At 61.7% G+C, this 22,087-nt stretch carries 19 protein-coding genes and 3 tRNA genes; 15 read left to right on the top strand and 7 right to left on the bottom strand.

What is annotated here, in order from left to right; all coding sequences use genetic code 11:
* Window positions 1–41: 41 nt before the first annotated feature.
* A complete protein-coding gene (locus HWE04_RS04205) occupies window positions 42–2,264 on the bottom strand; it encodes a TonB-dependent receptor (RefSeq protein WP_241811607.1) in 2,223 nt (740 codons plus the stop codon).
* Between the two features lie 213 nt (window positions 2,265–2,477).
* Here HWE04_RS04205 and HWE04_RS04200 point away from each other — a divergent pair, with 213 nt between their 5' ends.
* The 4 genes from HWE04_RS04200 to HWE04_RS04185 all read left to right on the top strand — a co-directional run bounded on the left by HWE04_RS04200 (window position 2,478) and on the right by HWE04_RS04185 (window position 5,986).
* On the top strand, window positions 2,478–3,833 hold the full coding sequence (locus HWE04_RS04200) for an ATP-binding protein (RefSeq protein ID WP_241811606.1): 1,356 nt from the start codon (window positions 2,478–2,480) through the stop codon (window positions 3,831–3,833).
* A gap of 60 nt (window positions 3,834–3,893) precedes the next feature.
* On the top strand, window positions 3,894–4,442 hold the full coding sequence (locus HWE04_RS04195) for a response regulator transcription factor (RefSeq protein WP_006712968.1): 549 nt from the start codon (window positions 3,894–3,896) through the stop codon (window positions 4,440–4,442).
* A 96-nt stretch (window positions 4,443–4,538) separates the two neighbouring features.
* Entirely contained in the window at window positions 4,539–5,318 is a 780-nt protein-coding gene (locus tag HWE04_RS04190; protein ID WP_241811605.1) for a TatD family hydrolase, read from the top strand.
* Window positions 5,315–5,986, top strand: a complete 672-nt coding sequence (locus tag HWE04_RS04185) for an ankyrin repeat domain-containing protein (RefSeq protein WP_006712964.1) — start codon at window positions 5,315–5,317, stop codon at window positions 5,984–5,986. Before HWE04_RS04190 ends, HWE04_RS04185 begins: the two co-directional genes overlap by 4 nt.
* Window positions 5,987–6,069: 83 nt before the next feature.
* Here HWE04_RS04185 and HWE04_RS04180 read toward each other — a convergent pair whose 3' ends face one another.
* The 3 genes from HWE04_RS04180 to hpnD form a co-directional block, all read right to left on the bottom strand.
* Window positions 6,070–7,212 (bottom strand): alpha-hydroxy acid oxidase, encoded by a 1,143-nt coding sequence (locus tag HWE04_RS04180; protein ID WP_006712961.1) that lies wholly within the window; start codon window positions 7,210–7,212, stop codon window positions 6,070–6,072.
* Between the two features lie 194 nt (window positions 7,213–7,406).
* A complete protein-coding gene (gene hpnE, locus HWE04_RS04175) occupies window positions 7,407–8,738 on the bottom strand; it encodes a hydroxysqualene dehydroxylase HpnE (RefSeq protein ID WP_241811604.1) in 1,332 nt (443 codons plus the stop codon).
* 18 nt (window positions 8,739–8,756) lie between these two features.
* The gene (hpnD, locus tag HWE04_RS04170; protein WP_241811603.1) at window positions 8,757–9,590 is read right to left on the bottom strand and encodes a presqualene diphosphate synthase HpnD; all 834 of its coding nucleotides are present in this window, start codon (window positions 9,588–9,590) and stop codon (window positions 8,757–8,759) included.
* A gap of 313 nt (window positions 9,591–9,903) precedes the next feature.
* On the opposite strand from hpnD, the gene HWE04_RS04165 reads away from it, so the two are divergent.
* The gene (locus HWE04_RS04165) at window positions 9,904–10,743 is read left to right on the top strand and encodes an HDOD domain-containing protein (RefSeq protein ID WP_077236870.1); all 840 of its coding nucleotides are present in this window, start codon (window positions 9,904–9,906) and stop codon (window positions 10,741–10,743) included.
* Window positions 10,744–10,833: 90 nt separating this feature from the next.
* On the opposite strand, the gene hpnC is transcribed toward HWE04_RS04165, so the two are convergent.
* Both hpnC and HWE04_RS04155 read right to left on the bottom strand, forming a co-directional pair.
* Complete coding sequence (gene hpnC, locus HWE04_RS04160; protein WP_241811602.1) at window positions 10,834–11,643, bottom strand: squalene synthase HpnC; 810 nt, start codon at window positions 11,641–11,643, stop codon at window positions 10,834–10,836.
* A gap of 26 nt (window positions 11,644–11,669) precedes the next feature.
* Complete coding sequence (locus HWE04_RS04155; RefSeq protein ID WP_006463927.1) at window positions 11,670–11,954, bottom strand: hypothetical protein; 285 nt, start codon at window positions 11,952–11,954, stop codon at window positions 11,670–11,672.
* A gap of 200 nt (window positions 11,955–12,154) precedes the next feature.
* Here HWE04_RS04155 and HWE04_RS04150 point away from each other — a divergent pair, with 200 nt between their 5' ends.
* Entirely contained in the window at window positions 12,155–12,904 is a 750-nt protein-coding gene (locus tag HWE04_RS04150; protein WP_241811601.1) for an SDR family oxidoreductase, read from the top strand.
* Window positions 12,905–13,015: 111 nt separating this feature from the next.
* Here HWE04_RS04150 and HWE04_RS04145 read toward each other — a convergent pair.
* Window positions 13,016–13,102: transfer RNA gene (locus HWE04_RS04145), tRNA-Leu, on the bottom strand.
* A 204-nt stretch (window positions 13,103–13,306) separates the two neighbouring features.
* Between HWE04_RS04145 and HWE04_RS04140 the strand changes: the two genes are divergently transcribed.
* The 9 genes from HWE04_RS04140 (at window position 13,307) to HWE04_RS04100 (ending at window position 21,498) form a co-directional block, all read left to right on the top strand.
* A complete protein-coding gene (locus tag HWE04_RS04140; RefSeq protein ID WP_006463925.1) occupies window positions 13,307–13,501 on the top strand; it encodes a DUF1653 domain-containing protein in 195 nt (64 codons plus the stop codon).
* 133 nt (window positions 13,502–13,634) lie between these two features.
* Window positions 13,635–14,132: a CreA family protein gene (locus HWE04_RS04135; protein ID WP_241811600.1), complete on the top strand. Its 498-nt coding sequence runs from the start codon at window positions 13,635–13,637 to the stop codon at window positions 14,130–14,132.
* Window positions 14,133–14,412: 280 nt separating this feature from the next.
* Window positions 14,413–15,762 (top strand): trigger factor, encoded by a 1,350-nt coding sequence (gene tig, locus HWE04_RS04130; protein ID WP_006463923.1) that lies wholly within the window; start codon window positions 14,413–14,415, stop codon window positions 15,760–15,762.
* Between the two features lie 51 nt (window positions 15,763–15,813).
* Window positions 15,814–16,440, top strand: a complete 627-nt coding sequence (gene clpP, locus HWE04_RS04125) for an ATP-dependent Clp endopeptidase proteolytic subunit ClpP (protein ID WP_006463922.1) — start codon at window positions 15,814–15,816, stop codon at window positions 16,438–16,440.
* 261 nt (window positions 16,441–16,701) lie between these two features.
* Window positions 16,702–17,967, top strand: coding sequence for an ATP-dependent Clp protease ATP-binding subunit ClpX (gene clpX, locus HWE04_RS04120; protein WP_006463921.1), 1,266 nt, complete (start codon window positions 16,702–16,704; stop codon window positions 17,965–17,967).
* Window positions 17,968–18,265: 298 nt separating this feature from the next.
* Entirely contained in the window at window positions 18,266–20,674 is a 2,409-nt protein-coding gene (gene lon / locus HWE04_RS04115; protein ID WP_241811599.1) for an endopeptidase La, read from the top strand.
* A 324-nt stretch (window positions 20,675–20,998) separates the two neighbouring features.
* A complete protein-coding gene (locus HWE04_RS04110) occupies window positions 20,999–21,271 on the top strand; it encodes an HU family DNA-binding protein (protein WP_006463919.1) in 273 nt (90 codons plus the stop codon).
* Window positions 21,272–21,320: 49 nt separating this feature from the next.
* Window positions 21,321–21,396: transfer RNA gene (locus HWE04_RS04105), tRNA-Val, on the top strand.
* A gap of 25 nt (window positions 21,397–21,421) precedes the next feature.
* A tRNA-Asp gene (locus HWE04_RS04100) sits at window positions 21,422–21,498 on the top strand.
* Window positions 21,499–22,087 lie beyond the last annotated feature (589 nt).

The following is a 22,087-nucleotide window of genomic DNA, read 5'->3' as shown; positions in this document are numbered from 1 at the left end:
GGGAAGCTTGCGCTTCCCTTTTTTACTGAATCACGCGGCGATCAGAAATCGACCGAAGCGGAGGTTACAAAGGTACGCGGCGCGCCTTGCACCAGGTAGCCCAGGGCAGAAGAGCCACCGGCCGATTCCCAGTAGTTGCGGTTGGCCACGTTCTGGATGCCGCCGCGCAGGGTCACGACCTTGCCGCCGATCTCGGTCAGGTAGCGCGCGCCCAGGTCGATGCGGGTCCACGCCGGGATCGCCTGGGTGTTGGCCGAGTCCACGTATTGCTTGGAGGTGTAGATCACGCGGCTGTTGACGCTCAGCCCCCTCACGCCCGGGATATCCCAGTCGGCACCGATGTTGGCCATGGTCTTGGCGGTGCCGATGGCATCCTTGCCGTCGTAGGTGCCGTTCTGGGTGCGCTTTTGTTTGGCATCCAGCAGGGTCAGGCCAGCCAGCAGGCGCAGGCCGCGTACAGGTTCGCCGAAGGCGCCGATTTCCACGCCCTGGTTTTCCTGTTTGCCGCTGGTGGCGTAGGTCGGGGTAGTCGCTGGACCTTCCTTGATGACATTCGGCTTTTCGATGGTGAAGGCGGCGACGGTGAAGCCGATCTTGCCCGCGTCGTACTTGATGCCGATTTCTTTCTGCTTGGATTTGTACGGCGCCAGCATGGAACCGAAGTTGGTGGCGGTAGTGTCCGATACCTTGGTACCCGGCTGCAGGCCTTCGATGTAGTTGCCGTAGACCGACACTTCCTTGGTCAGGCGATAGACGATGCCTGCCACCGGGGTGACCGTGCCGTCGTTGTAGTAATCGCCTTGCAGGTGTGTGTTGTAGTCGTAGTTGATGGTCTTGAGGCGCTGGTAGCGTCCACCCAGGGTGACCTGGAGGCGGTCATCCAGCACCGATAGCGTATCGGCCAGAGCCAGGCTAGACAACTGCGTCTTGATGGTGGTCTGCGGGTTGGCCAGGTTGCCACCGAAGAAATTGAGTGCAGGCTGTGCCGATTGGGTCGGTGAATACAGGTTGCCCGTGGTCGCGGTGCCTAGCGCCATGGCGTAGGCATTGCGCGAATCCTGCCAGTAGCTGGAAGCGCTGGCGACCACGTTGTGCTTGACGCCACCCGTGTTGAACTTGCCGCGGATGCCGACTTCACCGGTCCACACGGAGTCTTCACGCGCATTGTCGAAGCGGTTGGAGGTGAAGTTTCCATTGGTGCTGTTCACGTTGGGCGTCGCCAGACTGTTATTTTCTGTACCCTGGCGCATGCCCAGTGCGAACCAGGACGTCACGTCTGGCGCCAGATCCCACTCACCACGGACAGTGCCGAAGATGTCGCGCTCGTTCGAATAGAACCACCTCTGGCCGTAGTTCGAGGATGCGCTGGGTGCAGACGGGACATAGCCGGCAGGGGCGGTGGCGATGCGCACGCTGGGACGGGTGGAGCTCAGGTCGTATTCTTGCATGCCGATATCGGCCGACAGGCGGAAGCTGTTGCCCCGATAGTCCACGCCGACGGTAGCCATGTTCAGTTCACGGTTTTCATTGGCGATCGCGGTGCCGCCGGCACGACGCACGGCGTTCACGCGTACGCCGAGGCGATCTTCAGGACCGAAGCGGCGGCCGATATCGGCTGCGGCGTAGGTCTGGCCGCCGGATTCGATGCCGGTGCTGAATTGGGTGATCGGGTCCGAGCTTGCACGCTTGGGTAGCAGGTTGATGGTGCCGCCGATGGCGTTGCCGCCCGGGGTGGCACCATTGAGGAATGCGCTGGCACCGCGGAACACTTCCACGCGCTCCAGCATTTCCGATGCCACGTACTGACGCGGTAGCAGGCCATACAGGCCGTTGTAGGCCAGGTCGTCCGAGTTGGTAATGAAACCACGGATCATGTACGACTCCTGATAGTTGCCGTAGCCACGCGTCACCCGGATGGTCGGATCGTTGAGCAGCACGTCTCCGACGCCTTTGGCTTGCTGATCCTTGATCAACTGGGAAGAGTAGGAAATGCTGTTGAACGGCGTTTCCAGGAAATCCTTGTTGCCGAGGATGCCCACGCGCCCACCGCGCGCCACCTGACCACCGGCAAACTCGGCCGGCAAGCCATCGGCCGAGGCGTCGGCGGAGGCATTGACGGTGACCGTGGGCAGCGCGGTCTGGTCCTTGGACTCGGTGGTGGCAGTGGTGGCAGTGGCCTGGGCCAGCGCCGGCAGGGGAGCCAGGAAAGCCAGCGCGAGGGCGGCGGCCAGCGGGTTGAGGCGCGCAGTGAAGGGCATGGACATGAAGATTCTTTCTAGAATTTCTTGTGGGAATGAATAAGTATTACAAAACGGCGCAAAGTATAATTAAAAATCGTTATCATTTACATTCATTTTTTAATGAATAGATGTGACGTGTTGGGAAAAAGTAATGAAATGGCGGTCGTCGCCGGCTGAATCAGGGCGGCAAGGTGGCCCGAGGCCAGGCGGGCGCGCCCAGCCCGTATAATTCCGGCCATGAATTCCCCGAGCTCCTTCCTGGCGGCGGCATCGCTGCCTGCCGATCCGCCACAGCATCTGCTGCTGTCGCGCCTGTTCTGGCTGCGCTGGGCGATGGTGGCCGGCGAGTTGCTGGTGCTGGCCGGTGCCCACGTCTGGCTGCATATCGCCTTGCCGATGTCGCCCTTGCTGGCGCTGATCCTGCTGCAGCTGCTCATCAATGGGGGAACCTGGCTGCGCATGCGCTGGGCCCGGCCGGCGGAGCAGGGCGAACTGTTCATGCAGCTGTGGCTGGATGTGGCGGTATTGACGGCCTTGCTGTATTTCTCGGGCGGCTCGACCAATCCCTTCGTGTCCTTCTACCTGCCGGCGCTGGCGGCCGGCGCGGCTACCCTCAGTTGGCCCTATGCCTTGCTGCTGGCGCTGTGCGCGCTGGGTGGCTATTCCGGGCTGGTGTATTTCTACCAGCCGCTACACATCCACGACCATGGCCAGGCCATGGCCTATCACCTGGCGGGGATGTGGATCAATTTCTCGATCTCGGCGCTGCTGATCACCTGGTTCGTCAGCCGTATCGCCGCGGCGGTGCGCTCGCGCGACCGGCAACTGGGCCAGGCCCGCGAACGCCAGCTGCAGAGCCATCGCATCCTGGCGCTGGGCACCCAGGCCGCCGGCGCGGCCCACGCACTCAATACGCCGTTGTCGACGGTGGCGGTGATCGCCGGGGAGTTGCGACGCGAGATGGCCGACAACCCCGCGCTGAGTGTCTATGACGAAGACCTGCGCATCGTCGAGGAACAGATTGCGGTCTGCAAGGCAGCGCTGGAGAGCATGCGCCTGGACGCCGACGCCCAGCTGCGCAACGAGGACAGCGCGGCCATCACGCCCTGGCTGACCAGCCTGCTGGAGGGCTGGCGCTTGCGTCACCCCGCCGTGCTGCTGGTGGCCGAGATACACCAGCCGGGTTGGGTCGCCAGCCAGTTGCAGGACCTGTCGCAGATCCTCTTGACCCTGCTGGACAATGCCGCCCATGCGGTGCGCGGGCGGGGGCATCAGGGAGAGATCCGGCTGCGGTTGCTCTCCGCTGATGCTGGCGATGCCACCAAGGTCGCCGAAGCGCCATCTTCGTTTGGCGGGGCGTCATCCAGGTCGGGCAAGAAGACGGCTATCATCGAGGTCTCCGACAATGGCAGCGGTATTGCGCCCGAGCTGCTTCAACGCCTGGGTCATGGCCCGGTCGTCAGCAGTTCCGGCGGTTCGGGGATTGGTCTGATGCTGGCGTTTGCCAGTGCCACGCACCTGGGAGGCAAGCTGCGCCTGCGTTCCGTGCCGGGTGAGGGCACCGTGGCGCAGTTGCGCTTCCCCTTGCGCTGAATGTTTTTGTTTCCTGTCTTGATCGACTGATGTGATGTTTCTTATATTGCAGGCTTTTTGATGAGTGCAGCTTTTCTGATCCTCGACGATAACGATGTCTTTGCCAGTACCCTGGCCAGGTCGCTGGCGCGTCGGGGTTTCCGCCCGACCGTGGCGCACAGTGGCGAGGAGGCGCTGGAAGCGGCGCGTCGTGAACGCTTCGACTACGCCACCATCGACCTGCAGCTGGAAAAGGATTCCGGCCTGCAGTGGGTGTCGCCGCTGCGTCAGGCCTTGCCTGAGGCCCGCCTGCTGGTGTTGACTGGCTACGCCAGCATCGCCACCACGGTGCAGGCGATCAAGTCGGGCGCCGACAACTACCTGGCCAAGCCGGCCAATGTCGATTCCATCCTCTCGGCGCTGAACCATGCCAGTGGCGGCGAGCGCACCGACGAACCGGTGCCGCCGATGGAAGAGGCGTCGCCGCTGTCGCTGGAAAGACTGGAGTGGGAACACATCCAGCGTGTGCTGGCCGAGCATGAGGGCAATGTCTCTTCCACCGCGCGGGCGCTGAACATGCACCGCCGCACCCTGCAGCGCAAGCTGGCCAAGCGCCCGGTGGCGCGCTGAGGGCGGGCGCCGGACACGCCGGCGCGGCTGTAACCAAAGGTAAGCGCGCCGCGCTCAGGGGCGACAGGCTGTCGGCATCGCTTTACAATAGCGGCCATGTATATCGATTCCCATTGCCACATCAATTTTCCCGACCTGGCGGCGCGCTTGCCGGAGATCTTCGGCAAGATGGCCGAAAACCAGGTCAGCCACGCCCTGTGCGTGTCGGTGGACCTGCCTGATTTCCCGCAGGTATTGGCCCTGGCCGAGCAGTATCCCAACGTCTACGCCTCGGTGGGCGTGCATCCGGACTACGAAGACACGCCGGAGCCCTCGGTGGAGCAGCTGGTGGCGCTGGCCGACCATCCGCGCATCGTCGCCATCGGCGAGACCGGGCTGGATTACTACCGCCTGCAGGGTGACCTGGAATGGCAGCGCGAGCGCTTTCGCACCCATATCCGCGCCTCGCGCGCCACGGGCAAGCCGCTGATCATCCATACCCGTTCGGCGTCCGAGGACACCATCCGCATCCTGCGCGAAGAAGGCGCCAGCCCGGCGGCCGGTGGAGCGGCGGGGGTCATGCATTGCTTCACGGAATCGCAGGAAGTGGCCGATGCGGCCATCGCGCTGGGTTTCTATATCTCGTTTTCGGGCATCGTCACCTTCAAGTCCGCCAAGGACCTGCAACAGGTGGCGCGCACCATTCCGCTGGAGCGCATGCTCATCGAGACCGATTCGCCCTACCTGGCACCGGTGCCGTTTCGCGGCAAGACCAACGAGCCCGGCTATGTGCGTCACGTCGGCGAATTCATCGCCGACCTGCGCGGCATCCCGGTGGCCGAGGTGGCACGCCAGACCTCTGACAATTTCTTCAAGCTGTTCGGAATCACACCATGACCTTGCTGGAAAAGCTGCGTTCCCGCTGGCGCGGGCTGGGCCGCATCGTGCTCTACACCTCGCTGTTGTTGCCGGGCGCGGCCCGTGCGGGTGCCTATGAAGAATACTTCCAGGCCATCCGCATGGATAACGTGTACTTCCTCAAGCAACTGATGCAGCGTGGCATGGGCCCCAACCTGATCGAGCCCAAGCGCGGCTACACCGGCCTGATGCTGTCCATCCGCGAAGACTCGATGAAGGCTTTCGAGGTGCTGGTCAATGCCCCGGACGTCAACCTGGAGGCCCAGGCCACCAATGGCGACACGCCGCTGATGCTGGCCTCCTTCTACGGCAACATACCGGTGGTCAAGCTGTTGCTTTCGCGCGAGGTGGAAGTCAATCGTCCGGGTTGGACGGCGTTGCACTATGCGGCCATCAACGGCAGCTCGGAGATCGTCAAGCTCTTGCTGGATGCCTCGGCCTACGTGGATGCCGAATCGCCCGACGACAAGATGACGCCGGTGATGCTCGCCGCCATGCGCGGACGGGTGGCGGCAGTCGAGGTGCTGCGTGACAATGGCGCCGATCTGACGCTGAAGAACAAGGACGGTCTCACCGCCATGGACCTGGCCCGACGCTACGGCCAGGAGGGCGTGATCGATGCCCTGAACGAAAAGCCGCGCCAGTAGCCGCAGGCTGATCCCGCAGAGTCAAAAAAACGTCCCGGCCACCTTGCGGTGGACCGGGACGTTTTCTTGATGGGATGGGGGCTTTAGCGGATCAGGATCTGCGGGCCGACATCCTTGATGTCCTTGGTGCCGGTGAGGGCCATGCTGACATCGAGCTCCTTGCGCATGATTTCCAGCATCTGCGAGACGCCGTCGCCGCCCATGGCGCCCAGGCTGTAGAGGAAGGCACGGCCGATCATGGTGCCGCGCGCGCCCAAGGCCACCGCCTTGAGCACGTCCTGGCCGGAACGGATGCCGCCGTCGAACCAGACTTCGATCTGGTCACCCACAGCTTCGGCGATGGCCGGCAGGGCTTCGATGGAGGACATCGCGCCATCCAGCTGGCGGCCACCGTGGTTGGAGACGACGATGGCGTCGGCTCCGGTCTGCACGGCCAGCTTGGCATCTTCCACGTCGAGGATGCCCTTGAGAATCAGCTTGCCGCCCCATTGCTCCTTGATCCAGGCCACGTCGTCCCAGTTCAGGGTGGGGTCGAACTGGCTGGCGGTCCACTTGGAGAGGGTCTGCACGCCGCCGGCGCCTTCACCGCCCTTGATGTGGCCGGCCAGGTTGCCGAAGGTCTTGCGGCCGCCCAGCGCACGCAGCGCCCAGCCGGGCTTGCTGGCCAGGTCGAGCAGGGTTTCCAGGGTCAGCTTGGGCGGGACCGACATGCCGTTCTTGAGGTCCTTGTGGCGCTGGCCGAGGATCTGCAGGTCCAGCGTGAGCACCAGTGCCGAGCACTTGGCAGCCTTGGCGCGATCGATCAGCGACTTCACGAAGCCACGGTCGCGCATCACGTAGAGCTGGAACCAGAACGGCTTGGTGGTGACGCTGGCCACGTCCTCGATGGAGCAGATGCTCATGGTGGACAGGGTGAAGGGGATGCCGAACTTCTCGGCCGCGATCGCGCCCAGCATCTCGCCGTTGGCCCACTGCATGCCGGTCAGACCGGTAGGGGCGATGGCCACGGGCATGCTGACATCGTGGCCGATCATGGTGGTGCGGGTGCTGCGTTCGTCGACATTGATGGCCACGCGCTGGCGCAGCTTGAGCGAGGCCAGGTCCTTGGTGTTGGCGCGATAGGTGCTCTCGGTATAGGAGCCGCTGTCGGCGTAGTCGTAGAAGGCCTTGGGGACACGTTTCTTGGCCAGCAGGCGGAAGTCTTCGATACAGGTCATGACCGGCATATTGTTTTCTCCGTAATTTATTCAACGCGGCTTGGCGCCGCCGGGCGATGGTGGTGCAGACACGAACCGGAATCGGGACTGCTGATGCGTAATGCAGATGGACCGCTATCGTAGTGCATCGCCGGCATGGATAGGGTGAATCCCTTTGCCGTCATCCATGAAAATTTTAGGGACGGCCAGCCGCTGCGGGCGGTCTAGCCCACCAGCAGCCGGGCCGCTGCGCCGCCGCTACGCACCGCGCCTTCCAGCGTGGCGGGATAGTCGCCGGCCACGTAGTCGCCGGCCAGCGCCAGCCCGGCTGGCATGGCGGTGTTGTCGGGCCGTTGCAGTCCGGGGGTACAGGCGAAGGTGGCGCGCTTTTCGGTGATGACCTTGCTCCATTGGGGCGTGGCCAGGGCCGGCTGGCTGAAGTCTTGCGCCAATTGGCGGGTGATGCCCATCGTCAGGGTGGCATGACCGTCGGCGATGGCCTGGCCGGCGGCACTGACCACCACGGCCAGCAGACCCGGGTCGCCGCCCAGTTGCCCACGGTCGAAGACGAACTGACCCCAGGCCTGGCGCTCCGGCGCGTCCAGCAAGGCCAGGAAGGGCGCGGGCAGGCGCACCTGCTCGCCATACTGCAGATAGCAGGTGGTGATGGGTTCATGCTCCAGGGCTTGCAGCAGGTGGGTATCGTGCAGGCCCTCCAGCAGTTGCGCGGCTGCCTCGGGGCCGGTGGCCAGTACCACGCCGGAGAATTCGCCGAGGCTTTCGCCCAGGCGGTCTTCCAGACGCCAGCTGCCTGGCTCGCTGCCCGTCAGCAGGCGCGTGACCGCCACGCCCGGTCGCACCAGCCCACCGTGGCGGGCCAGGTAGGCTTCGGTGGCGTCGGGCAGCAGGGCGCCCAGGTCCCAGCGCGGGATCAGCATGTCGGAAGCGGCACGGCGCGCGCCCAGGCTATCGCGCAGCACGTTCATGAATACCTGCGCCGAAGCCCGTTCGGGGGGCGTATTCAGGGCGGCGATGCACAGCGGGCGCCACATCAGGCGGGTGACGCGGTCAGTCTGGTCGAAACGCTGCAGCAGGTCCGCCACGCTGCAATCCTCGTGCAATTGCCAGCCCATCCAGCGTGCCGTGGTGGAAAAGCGGGCCAAGGCCATCTTGTCCTCGCGCGTCAGCCCCTTGGCGCGCAGCAGGGCCACGACCACATGCCAGGGCGCGGGCAGGCGTGGTGCGACGAAGTCCATGCCGTCGGCCTGGTTGGCCAGCGGGTAGCGCATCTGCAGGGGGAGGCGCAGCAGGGCCGTGGCCGGATCGACGCCGACCTGCTTCATCAGGGCCAGGGTGGCGCGGTAGGCGCCCAGCAGGATGTGCTGGCCGTTATCCAGGGTACGGCCATCGAGTTCGAGGCGGCGCGCCCGGCCACCCAGGGTGCGGGCAGCTTCGAACAGGCTGACCCGGTGCCCACCGGCGGACAGCGCCACGGCAGCGGCGCAACCGGCCCAGCCGGCACCGATCACGGCGTAGTGGCGCGGGGCGTCGCTCATGCCGGCGTAGCGCGGCGATCAGCCGAAGACATAGGTCTTCCAGGCCAGCCACAGCTTGCGGATGGGGGTGAGCGAGATGCGCTGGTTGAGCACGTGATAGCCATCGCGGGTGATCTCGTCGAGCAGGGTGCGGTAGATGGCGGCCATCATCAGGCCGGGCCGCTGGGTGCGCCGGTCTTCTTTGGGCAGCAGGGCGAAGGCTTCGTCGTAGACCGCCTGGGCACGTTCCACCTGGAATTTCATGAGCGCCTCGAAACGCTCACTGTGGCGGGCGTTGAGGATGTCGGCGGCGGTGACGTTGAATTGCTGCAGTTCGTTGACCGGCAGGTAGATGCGGCCCTTGCGGCCATCTTCGCCGACGTCGCGGATGATATTGGTGAGCTGGAAGGCCAGCCCCAGTTTTTCGGCGAAGAGCAGGGTGCCGGGCTGGGTGTGGCCGAAGATGCTGGCCGAGAGCACACCCACCACGCCGGCCACGTGCCAGCAATAGCGCTGCAGGCCGGGATAGTCGAGGTAGCGGCTCTGGTCGAGGTCCATTTCCATGCCATCGATGATGGCCTGCAGGTGCTCGCCCTTGAGCTGGTAGGTGGCCACGTGGGGATGCAGGGCCTTGGTCACCGGGTGGGTGGGCTGGCCTTCCAGCATGGCGGCGATTTCCTTGCGCCACCACATCAGCTTGGTGCGCGCCACCATGGGATCTTCGATTTCATCGACGGTATCGTCGACTTCGCGGCAAAAGGCATACAGCGCCGTGATCGCCAGCCGGCGTTGCGGCGGCAGGAACAGGAAGCTGTAATAGAAACTGGAACCGCTGGCGGCGGCCTTCTGCTGGCAGTATTCGTCTGGAGACATGGATGCGTGGCTGCGGTTGATGCGGGCCGCAAACGCGCCATTGAGGCCGGTTGCGGCAAAGGCGCTATGCTAGCCGAGTGCGCCCGGCAGGGCAAATCGGGCTTTGCTCATTGGGCATGTGTTGCGGCGCCTGACGTTGTCCTTTAAGCTCAAGCCGATGTCATCCGGAAAATAAATTCACATAACATCAAATCCGGATGAATTTTGCCGATAATGGACAGGAAGCACCGCCCGCCGCAACGGCATCACAGCTGCGGCGCAGCAAAAGTCACCCCGAGCGGGACTGGACGACGTACAGGAGGCTGGAGACATCATGGACAGACTGGAAATCTTTCGTAATATCGCCTCGCAGGCCGGACGGGGGGAGCTGGTGTTCCCGGCCAACGTCAGCGCGTCGATCAAGCTGCAGAAGGCCCTGGCCGACCCCGATTGCCACCTGGAGCTGGCGGCCAAGCTGGTCATGGCCGAGCCGCTGGTGTCGGCACGGACGGTGGCCATCGCCAATTCGGCGGCCTACAACCGTTCCGGCGGGGAAATCAACAACGTGCGTGCGGCGGTGATGCGCCTGGGGTTCCGTACCCTCAATACCATCACCACCTCGGTGATCGTGCGCCAGCTGGGCCGTACCATCAATAACCCGGGCATGCGCATCAAGTCCGCGCAGCTGTGGGAGCACTGCGCCCATGTGGCCGCCACTGCCTATGTGCTGACCTCCAAGCTGACCAAGGCTGACCCGGAGACGGCGATGTTTGCCGGCATCGTGCACGAGGTCGGGGGCTTTTACCTGTTGTCGCGGACCGATGATTATCCGGGCCTGCTCGACGGCGGTACCGAGGACTGGATGGAATACGGCGAAAAGATGATCGGCCGCGCCGTGCTCAAGAAGCTGGGCGTGCCGCAGCCGGTGGTGGATGCCATCGAATCGCTGTGGCATGGCGTACGCGTCTTGCCGCCGCAGACCATCGGCGACGTGCTGCTGCTGGCCAAGGAGCTCTCGCCGGTGCCCTCACCCCTGCAGCGCGCGGCCGTGGCCGAAGCCGGCATCGGCGGCGAAAACCTGGTGGATGACTACATCGGCGATCAATCGCTGCGCGAGATGCTGGATGATTCGGAAGAGCAGATCCGTACCTTGACGGCAGCGCTGCTGGTCTGAATCGATAGTCGTTGTTGCACACCCTCTACGGGTGTGGATGCCGAGCCCCACAGGCCCCGCGTTGTGGGGCTTTTTCATGTCCGGCCGCAGCTATCTGGTCAGCCCGCGCCAGCCGACGATCAGCCAGTCGCGTTTGCCCAGCCTGGGGCGCTGTCTGAAGATATCCCCCTGCACGCGTTCGATGCGCTCCAGGATGCGCAGGCCGCCTTGCACCACCATGCGCAGTTCCAGCCCGATGCGCCCCGGCAGTCGGCGCGCCAGCGGTGCGCCGGACAGCATCAGGTTGCGTGCGCGTATGATCTCGAACTGCATGAGTTGCTGCCAGCGTGGTGCGCTACAGCCGTCGGCAATGTCCTGCGGGCTCACGCCGAAGCGCGCCAGGTCTTCCAGGGGGAGGTAGATGCGCTGCTTTTCCCAATCGATGGCCACGTCTTGCCAGAAATTGATCAATTGCAGGGCACTGCAGATGGCATCCGAATCGCGCAGGTTCTCTTCAGTTGCTGCGCCGTAGAGGTGAAGCATTAGCGTGCCGACCGGATTGGCGGAGCGGCGGCAGTAATCCAGCAAGTCTCCGTAGCGGGCGTAGCGGGTGGTCACCACATCCTGGCGGAAGGCCGAGAGCAGGTCACGGAACGGCTGCAGCGGCAGCGCATGGTCGACGATGGTCTGCTGCAGGCGCTGGAAGATCGGCGTGGTGCAGCGGCTGCCGGGGGCGATCAGATCCAGTTGTGCTTCGTAGGCCTGCAGGGCCGCCAGCCGCTGCGCCGGTTCGGCATCGCCTTCATCGGCGATATCGTCGGCGCTGCGGGCGAAGGCATAGATCGCCCCCACCGCCGGGCGCAGGTGCGCCGGCAGCAGCAGCGAGGCCACGGGGAAGTTCTCGTAATGGTCGACGGCCATGAGGGGGGCGAGCTCAGAGTGGCGGCTCAGTCGAACTTGTCCTTGAGCAGCGCCTCGATGGTGGCGATGCGGGTTTCCACGGTCTCCAGCAGGGCCTTGGGCATGGTGCCACCGGCATTGAGTTGCGCGGCCAGCGAGCGGGCGATGCCCATGGCGCCTTCGGTGAACTGCTTGCCATCCTTGGACAGCACGGCTGCGGCCGTGAAGAGGGTGGAGAACAGGATCTGGTCGGCGGTGTTGTTCTCGATGAACTTGTTCAGCAGCGCATTGTGGCTTTGCTTGAGTGCGTCGAATTCTTCCTGGGTAGGCATGGGAGATCCTCGGAGGTTGGGGCTGGACGGTGGGCGATCTCAAACGGACGCGCGCCCCGCAAAGGCGCGGATTGTAGCAGCTATGGGGGTGATGTGGCTTAGCCGGTCGGCCGGTCGATTTCGATAGCAAGAAATCGAGTGGCGCCGAGCGGCAAGCCCCATAGAGTGCGGTCTCCGATGACAACAGAAGGAGAAACACCATGGCTCTACTGGAAGGAAAGGTCGCGCTCGTCACTGGAGCGTCAGCCGGGATCGGCAGGGCGACTGCCTTGCTATTGGCCGCGCAGGGCGCGTCGGTGATCCTGAATGCGAGGAACCGGGAAGGCCTGGAGCAGCTTGCGGCCACCATCAGCAGTAGCGGCGGCAAGGCTGGCTTGCTGGCAGGAGACGTCGGGCAGCCCGCGACCCACCAGCAGTGCGTGGAGCTGGCCATGAAGGAGTTCGGCGGGCTGGACATCGCCGTCAACAATGCAGGGGCACTGGGAGCGCTCAAGCCGCTTGCGGAGATCACCCCGGACGAATGGCAACATACCCTGCATGCCAATCTCACCGCTGCCTACCTCGGCGCGCGCAGCCAGATCCCGGCCATGCTGGCGCGTGGTGGGGGCGCCATCGTGTTCACCTCCAGCTTTGTGGGGACCAGCGCAGGCATTGCCGGCATGGCGGCCTATGGCACGGCAAAGGCCGGGCTGATGGGGCTGGTCAAGGGCATTGCGGCCGACTATGCGGTGCAGGGGATACGGGCCAATGCCTTGCTGCCTGGTGGCGTCGATACCGACATGGGCGGCAGCCCGGAGCAGAAGCAGTGGGCTGCCGGCCTGCATGCGATGAAGCGGATCGCGCAACCGGAAGAGATCGCTGCAGCGGCACTGTTCCTGGTCAGTCCGATGTCCAGTTTCGTGACGGGCGCGGCGCTGTTTGCGGATGGGGGAAACAGTGCGGTGAAGTGATACGGCAGCGGGGCTGCGCTATCTGCTTGCGGGGGTGTTGGGGACACGATCGGCCTGCCCGACGGGATGGTGATCCTGTCGTGTCGGGCCGATGGTGGCGCTGCGTGATTCTGGTGCGAGGAGGGGGACTCGAACCCCCACACCATTGCTGGCGTCAGGACCTAAACCTGGTGCGTCTACCAATTTCGCCATCCTCGCTGAAGGTGTCGGGCATCGGCGCGATAGCAGTCTGGAAGCAGGTTTGCCGCAGATTTGCCGCTACCGATGCAGGTAGCATTTTGTCAAAGCGCGCCATTGTACTGCAAGCCGTTGCAGCTGTCTGCGTTTTTCTGCGCGGACATTTTCTGCTGTGAATCCATCGGTAGTACCATGCCGGCTGGCTTATCACGGACCGGGGTTTGCATGACACGCTATCGTCATTACAAGGGCGGCATTTACGAATATGTCGATGAGGCCATTCTGGAAGCTGATCTGACGCCCATGATCATTTATCGTGCGGCGGATGGGCGCTTGTGGCTGCGCCCGCGCGAGGTGTTCTTCGAGATGGTGGAGGTGGAGGGCAAGCAGGTGCCGCGCTTTCAGAAGATCGAGGAATGAGGCAAGGCACGGCGTCTGGATGGCGAAGGCGATGCAAAGCTGTGTCGCGGAGTGGCCGAGCTGAACAATGCTCGGCTTTGTCGGTCTATTTGCAGAACCTTCCTTTAACTTATTCGGCTTTTCATCATTTCATATGAATCTTCAAGTATGCCTGCGGGCTGGGGTGGCCTTTTCCGCGGCTCTTCTCGCTGTTGCTGTTGTTCCGCCGACTTCGGCGGAAGAGCTGGCCGACGTCAGCACGGCTTTCCGCTGGCTGGGCAAGAATGACCGCGTGGTTATCGAGGCCTATGACGACCCGAAGGTGGTCGGCGTGACCTGCTATGTCTCACGCGCCCGCACCGGTGGCGTGAAGGGAACGGTGGGACTGGCGGAAGACAAGTCCGAGGCCTCCATCGCTTGCCGCCAGGTGGCTCCCAACGTGCAGTTCCAGGACAAGCTGCCGGTACAGGAAGACGTCTTCAGCGAGCGCATGTCCATCCTCTTCAAGCGGCTGCACGTGGTGCGGGTGGTTGATGCCAAGCGCAATACGCTGGTCTATCTGACCTATTCGGACAAGCTCATCGATGGCAGTCCGATGAACGCCGTGACGGCCGTGCCGGTGTCGCCGTCCACCCCGATTCCGTTGAAATAGAAAAAATTCACTAAATTCTTTATAGATGGGCGCAGCGGCAGCGCGAGCGGGTACGGTCGGCTGCATCGTTGCCCGCCTGCAGGCTGGCCAGACGGGCTGTGCCCCGGTTTTCCCTCTGTTTGCAGGGTGGCAAGCCCATTTTTGGACTATCGGCGCTTTTTGCGTATAAAATAGCGAGCTTTAGCGCGGCCGGGCAGGGCGCTTGTCGTCTGCAGTCATTCGATTGGGACACAGCAGGAATGCTCCGGCTTACGGAATTCTTAACATTTGGACGATTTAAATGGCAACTGCAGTCGAAACCCTGAGCAAACTCGAACGTCGTATGACCCTGTCTTTCCCGCTGGCCGATGTTCAGGCTGAAGTGGAAAAGCGCCTGAAGGTGCGCGCCCGTACCGCCAAGGCGCCGGGTTTCCGTCCGGGTAAAGTGCCGATGAAGATGGTTGCCGCCCAGTTCGGCTACCAGGTCGAAACCGAAGTCCTGAACGACAAGGTTGGCCGCGCATTCAACGACGCCGCCGTCGAGAACAACCTGCGCGTGGCAGGTTTCCCGCGCATCGAACCCAAGACCAGCGAAGAAGCCGGCGAAGGCAAGCTGGCCTTCGACGCCACTTTCGAAGTCTATCCGGAAGTGGTCCTGGGCGACCTGACCGGCGCTGAAGTCGAAAAGACCACCGCTGCCGTCTCCGACGCCGAAATCGACAAGACCATCGACATCCTGCGCAAGCAGCGCGTGCACTACCACGTCAAGGGCGAGCAAGGCGCGCACGGCGACGGTGGTGCCGACCAGTCGGCCCAGAATGGCGACCGCGTGACCGTGGACTTCGTCGGCAAGATCGACGGCGTGGAATTCCAGGGCGGCAAGGCTGATGCCTTCCCGTTCGTCTTGGGCGAAGGCCGTATGCTGCCGGAATTCGAAGCCGCGACCATCGGCCTGAAGGTCGGCGAATCCAAGACCTTCCCGCTGGCTTTCCCCGAGGACTATCACGGCAAGGACGTGGCCGGCAAGACCGCCGAGTTCACCATCACCGTCAAGCAGATCGAGTGGGCGCACATGCCTGAAGTCGACGCAGTCTTCGCCCAATCCCTGGGCATCGAAGACGGCGATCTGACCAAGATGCGCGAAGACATCAAGAAGAACCTGGAGCGCGAAGTCACTGCCCGCACCAAGGCCAAGACCAAGGACAGCGTGATGAACGCCCTGATCAAGGCTTCCGAGCTGGACGTGCCGACTGCCCTGATCGACCAGGACGTCGAGCGCCTGTCCGAAATGGCACGTCAGGACATGGCCCAGCGCGGCATGGATCCGAAGGTCATGCAACTGCCCAAGGAGTTGTTCACTGCCCAGGCCGAGCGTCGCGTGCGCCTGGGTCTGATCCTGGCTGAAGTGGTCAAGCAGAACAAGCTGGAAGCCACCGAAGAACAGGTCAAGGCCCAGATCGAAGACTTCGCCCAGAGCTACGAAGACCCGCAACAAGTGCTGAAGTACTACTTCTCCGACCGTCGTCGCCTGGCTGAAGTCGAAGCCCTTGTTTTGGAAGAAAACGTCGTCAACTACGTTCTCGGCAAAGCCAAGGTCTCGGAAAAGCCGGTTTCGTTCGACGAACTGATGGGTAATCAGGCGCAAGCGTAATCCGGTTTTCTCTAGTAGTATCAGAAAACTCTTACGCTTAAGGATGCATACATGACAGGTCTGATGAAGCAATCTGCATTGGATACGCAAATGCTCGGCATGGTGCCGATGGTGATCGAACAGAGCGGTCGTGGCGAACGTGCCTACGACATCTATTCGCGCCTGCTGAAGGAACGCATCATTTTCCTGGTCGGACCGGTCAATGATGCGATGGCCAACCTGATCGTGGCCCAGCTGCTGTTCCTGGAAAGCGAAAACCCGGACAAGGACATTTCCCTGTACATCAACTCGCCTGGCGGTTCGGTTTCGGCCGGCATGGCGATCTTCGACACCATGCAGTTCATCAAGCCGCAGGTGTCGACCTTGTGCACGGGTCTGGCTGCCTCCATGGGCGCTTTCCTGCTGGCCGCTGGCGCCAAGGGCAAGCGTTTCTCGCTGCCGAACTCTCGCATCATGATCCACCAGCCTCTGGGCGGCGCCCAGGGCCAGGCGTCGGATATCGAGATCCAGGCACGTGAAATCCTGTACCTGCGCGAGCGCCTCAACAGCATCCTCGCTGACAAGACCGGCCGTAGCGTCGAACAGATCAGCAAGGACACCGATCGCGACAACTTCATGTCGGCTGACGCCGCCGTGGAATATGGCCTGATCGATAAGGTGCTGACCGAGCGCGCTTGATCTGCATCTTCTTGCTTCAGTGCAAGGCCGCAAAAAATGCCCGAACGGAACATGTTCGGGCATTTTTTTTATCAAATTTTGACGAATTTGGCACAGAGCGGGTTTTCTGCTTCTGTTTGCTTGATAAATGGCACTCTCGCTGACATATAACGGTCATACGGCAGTCCTCTGAAGCAATAAGGGGCAGCTTAAATGACCAAGCCGTGACGAATCCGGATTTCGCGGGTATGATCGGGTCGTAACTTCTATCCTAGTAGCTCTATGTCTGAGAAAAAATCCTCCAGCGGCGAAAAACTGCTTTACTGCTCCTTCTGCGGCAAGAGCCAGCATGAAGTCAAAAAGCTCATCGCGGGTCCTTCGGTCTTCATCTGCGACGAATGCATCGACCTGTGCAACGACATCATCCGTGATGAAGCTGCCAGCGTGGAAAGCGTAGCCGGCGCCAAGTCGGATCTGCCCACGCCACAGGAAATCACCGACCTGCTGGACCAGTATGTGATCGGACAGGCTACTGCCAAGCGCATCCTGTCGGTGGCGGTGTACAACCACTACAAGCGCCTGAAGCACCTCGGCAAGAAGGATGATGTCGAGCTGGCCAAGAGCAACATCCTGCTGGTCGGCCCCACCGGCTCCGGCAAGACCTTGCTGGCGCAGACCCTGGCGCGCATGCTCAATGTCCCCTTCGTGATCGCTGATGCGACCACGCTGACTGAAGCCGGCTACGTCGGCGAGGACGTCGAGAACATCATCCAGAAGCTGCTTCAGAACTGCAATTACGAAGTCGAGAAAGCCCAGAAGGGCATCGTCTACATCGACGAGATCGACAAGATTTCCCGCAAGTCGGACAACCCGTCGATCACCCGTGACGTGTCCGGCGAAGGCGTGCAGCAGGCGCTGCTGAAACTGATCGAAGGCACCATGGCTTCGGTGCCGCCGCAAGGTGGTCGCAAGCATCCGAACCAGGACTTCGTGCAGATCGATACGACCAACATCATGTTCATCTGCGGTGGCGCCTTCGACGGTCTGGCCAAGATCATCTCGGATCGCTCCGAGAAGAGCGGCATCGGTTTCTCGGCCAGCGTGAAGAGCCAGACCCAGAAGAGCAATTCCGAAGTGCTCCTGAACGCGGAGCCGGAAGACCTGGTCAAGTTCGGCCTGATTCCGGAACTGGTCGGTCGTCTGCCTGTGATCGCCACGCTCAACGAGCTGGACGAGGAAGCACTGATCCAGATCCTGGTCGAGCCCAAGAACGCGCTGATCAAGCAATACGCCAAGCTGTTGCAGATGGAAGGCGCTGAGCTGGAAATCCGTCCGGCCGCCATGCACGCCATCGCCAAGAAAGCCCTGGCACGCAAGACCGGCGCCCGTGGTCTGCGCTCCATCCTGGAACACGCCCTGCTGGATGTCATGTATGAATTGCCCAGCGAGCAGAACGTGGCCAAGGTCGTCGTGGATGAAAACACCATCACCAATGGTGCCAAGCCGCTGTTGATCTACCACGACCAGCCAAAGGTCTCGGGCGGCTGATCGCCCGGGCTGCAACAGGCCTGAGCAGTAAAGTGTGGTGCGGCCCCGGAGGTCTTTGGGGCTGGCCACACCGTAGCAAGAAGCCACCCCGAAGTCCGGTCACCGCAAACACGGTAAAATAAACCGGCGCACATACACTGGCTTCCATCGAAAAGCCACCCGGAGCTAGCTTCGTGTGTGGCTTTTTTATTTTGTTGCGATCATGACAACGCGCAACCGGCGAATATTTAGTCTGCCGGACTTGTGTTTTGGTCACTCGTGCCAACATCATTCACAGTACTTATTGATAAGGCCCGCCATGACGACTCCTATACTCACAGAACAATCGCAATTGCCGCTGTTGCCCTTACGGGATGTGGTTGTCTTCCCGCATATGGTGATCCCGCTCTTCGTCGGCCGCCCGAAGTCGATCAAGGCGCTGGAAGCGGCCATGGAGCAAGGCAAGAGCATCATGCTGGCGGCCCAGAAGGCTGCCGCCAAGGATGAACCTTCGGCCGAGGACATCTATGAAATCGGTTGTGTGGCCAATATCCTGCAGATGCTGAAGCTGCCCGATGGCACCGTGAAGGTGTTGGTCGAAGGTGCTCAGCGTGCACGCATCCATTACATCAGCGAACTGGAAACCCATTTCGTCGCCGACCTGACCCCGGTGGAATCCGAGCAGGGTGACGAGGCGGAAGTCGAAGCCATGCGCCGTACCATCGTGCAACAGTTCGACCAGTACGTGAAGCTGAACAAGAAGATCCCGCCGGAAATCCTGACCTCGCTGTCCGGCATCGATGATGCCGGTCGCCTGGCCGACACCATTGCCGCGCACCTCCCGCTGAAGCTGGAGCAGAAGCAGGTCATCCTGGAAATCTTCAACGTCGCCAAGCGCTACGAGCACCTGCTCGGCCAGCTGGAAGGCGAACTGGATATCCTGCAGGTGGAAAAGCGCATCCGTGGCCGCGTCAAGCGCCAGATGGAAAAGTCGCAGCGCGAGTACTACCTGAACGAACAGGTCAAGGCCATCCAGAAGGAACTGGGCGAAGGCGAAGACGGTGCCGATCTGGAAGAGCTGGAAAAGAAGATCCTGGCCGCCAAGATGCCCAAGGAAGCCCTGGAAAAGGCGCAGTCCGAGCTGAAGAAGCTCAAGCTGATGTCGCCCATGTCGGCCGAAGCCACCGTGGTGCGCAACTACATCGACACCCTGGTCGCGCTGCCCTGGAAGAAGAAGTCCAAGGTCAATAACGATTTGACCAATGCCGAGAAGGTGCTGGAAGGCGACCACTATGGCCTGGAGAAGGTCAAGGAACGCATCCTGGAATATCTCGCCGTCCAGCAGCGCGTGGACAAGCTGAAGGCGCCGATCCTGTGCTTCGTCGGTCCCCCGGGCGTTGGCAAGACCTCGCTGGGCCAGTCGATTGCCCGCGCCACGAATCGCAAGTTCGTGCGCATGGCACTGGGCGGTGTGCGTGACGAAGCCGAGATTCGTGGTCACCGTCGTACCTACATCGGTTCCATGCCGGGCAAGATCCTGCAGAGCCTGTCCAAGGTCGGCGTGCGCAATCCGCTGTTCCTGCTCGACGAGATCGACAAGCTGGGCATGGATTTCCGTGGCGATCCGTCGTCGGCCTTGCTGGAAGTGCTGGATCCGGAACAGAACCACACCTTCTCCGACCATTACATCGAAGTCGACTTCGACCTGTCGGATGTGATGTTCGTGGCGACCTCGAACTCGTTCAACATCCCGCCGGCACTGCTGGACCGGATGGAAGTGATTCGCCTGTCCGGTTACACCGAAGATGAAAAGACCAGCATTGCGCAGCGTTACCTGCTGCCCAAGCAGATCAAGAACAACGGCCTGAAGGAAGGCGAGATCAGCGTGGCCGAATCGGCCATCCGCGACATCATCCGCTACTACACCCGCGAGGCTGGTGTGCGCTCGTTGGAACGCGAAGTCTCGAAGATCTGCCGCAAGGTCGTGAAGATGCTGCTGCTGAAGAAGCAGGAGAAGAAGGTCACCGTCACCTCGCGTAACCTGGACAAGTTCCTGGGCGTGCGTCGCTTCGACTTCGGCATCGCCGAGAAGGAAAACCAGATCGGCCAGGTGGTCGGCCTGGCCTGGACCGAAGTGGGTGGCGACCTCTTGACCATTGAGGCGGTGAACATGCCCGGCAAGGGCCAGATCATCCGCACCGGTACCCTGGGCGATGTCATGAAGGAATCGATCGAAGCCGCTCGCACCGTGGTTCGCAGCCGTGCTCGCAAGCTGGGCATCAAGAGCGAAGTGTTCGAGAAGAGCGACATCCACATCCACGTGCCGGAAGGTGCGACGCCCAAGGACGGTCCGTCTGCCGGTATCGCGATGACGACAGCGTTGGTCTCGATCTTCAGCGGTATTCCTGTACGTGCGGACGTGGCGATGACCGGTGAAATCACCTTGCGCGGCGAAGTATTGCCGATCGGCGGCCTGAAGGAAAAGCTGCTGGCTGCGCACCGTGGTGGCATCAAGACCGTGCTGATTCCGGAGCAGAACGTGAAGGATCTGGCCGAGATTCCCGACAACGTGAAGAACAAGCTGGAAATCATCCCGGTACGTTGGATCGACAAGGTGCTGGAAGTTGCCCTGGAACGTCAGCCGGTGCCGCTGAGTGAAGATGAGGCCATCGTCGACACGGCGGTTGCCGCCAAGGAAGACAAGACCGATCCGGTCGTCAAGCACTGAAATGTCTGACATGTCGGACTGGCTGTGCAGGTAGCCTACTGCACAGCGGTTTGTCAAAAGCGCCTCATGAGAGGCGCTTTTTTTTATGCTCGTTTGCTTGATGATTCAGGTTCCTGCCTGCTGGGATGAAGGTAAGGATCCTCACTGAAAATCGCGACAATCCCGGAAGCCCGCTTGACACCTGGGGATGCGGCTTGTTTAATAGCCGCTACGGAATTTTTCCGTAAGGCAATCGACGGGCAGCAGGGCTCGGTCGCGATATGTCGGAGCCCGGGCGATGTCGTTTGAATTCAAACAGATCAAATACTTGTTCGAGGGGCGTAAGTGAATAAAGGCGAACTGATAGAACACATTGCCGGCGCAGCGGATATTTCCAAGGCAGCGGCTGGACGTGCAGTGGACGCATTCATTGGGGCAGTCAAGACCACGCTGAAAAAGAACGGTACCGTGACCCTGGTGGGTTTCGGCACCTTCGCCGTTGGCAAGCGTGCGGCCCGGACTGGACGCAATCCCCAGACCGGAGCGGCCCTCAAGATCAAGGCGTCCAAGGTTCCTAAATTTAAAGCTGGCAAAGCATTAAAAGATGCTATAAAATAATGTTCTTTCGTTGCAGCGGTAAGAGAGCAACGAGACTGTTAAGGTTGCCGGGCGCTTAGCTCAGTTGGTAGAGCGGAGCCCTTACAAGGCTTAGGTCGGGAGTTCGAGCCTCTCAGCGCCCACCAGCATCTTGCAGTCGGCACCAGTTTAGGAGCGGTAGTTCAGTTGGTTAGAATACCGGCCTGTCACGCCGGGGGTCGCGGGTTCGAGCCCCGTCCGCTCCGCCAGATAAAACGCCTCGTTCGAAAGAACGGGGCGTTTTTGTTTTTGCGCAGCAAAAACCAGCGGAGTGGAGGGAGCCGCCTGCGCGGCTCCCGGCGGGGCGAGAAGGGAATCGCTTGCAAGCGATTCCGCGGCCTGCGCAGGTGTAGGAGAGCCCCTGCCGCTGCGCCAGATAAAACGCCTCGTTCGCAAGAACGGGGCGCTTTTGTTTTTGTTTTTGCGCAGAAAATTGGGAGGCAAGGAGACGAATCTCTAGCACGCCGACCCCTATTTGGAAAAGACACAGTTACCGACTGGGAAGATTACGCGACACGCTAGAAAAAATTTGAGTTTTCCGTACTATTTCCATCCGGAAATGCTTACACTAAGCCGGAATTTGCAGTTTCTCAAAACAGGAGACCGGCATACGCCGGGGCGCAATGATGTTTTTGAGGGAACCCGGCCTGTCACACAGGCTGAGGAAGAGGGCTTGAGCCGCTCCCCAAAGATGTAAGAAGAACCCATCGAGATGCAGTAGCGGATTCGCGCGTAGTGCAGTGACAGCAAGAGCAGGGTGACGACCAATCGTATCGTCTTCCTGCGATGGCCTGCACG

It is taken from the genome of Herbaspirillum sp. C7C2 (assembly GCF_022627865.1).
Lineage (GTDB): Bacteria > Pseudomonadota > Gammaproteobacteria > Burkholderiales > Burkholderiaceae_D > Herbaspirillum > Herbaspirillum frisingense.
Note: the sequence above shows the minus strand (reverse complement) of the source record. Positions and strands in the feature narration are given on the sequence as shown.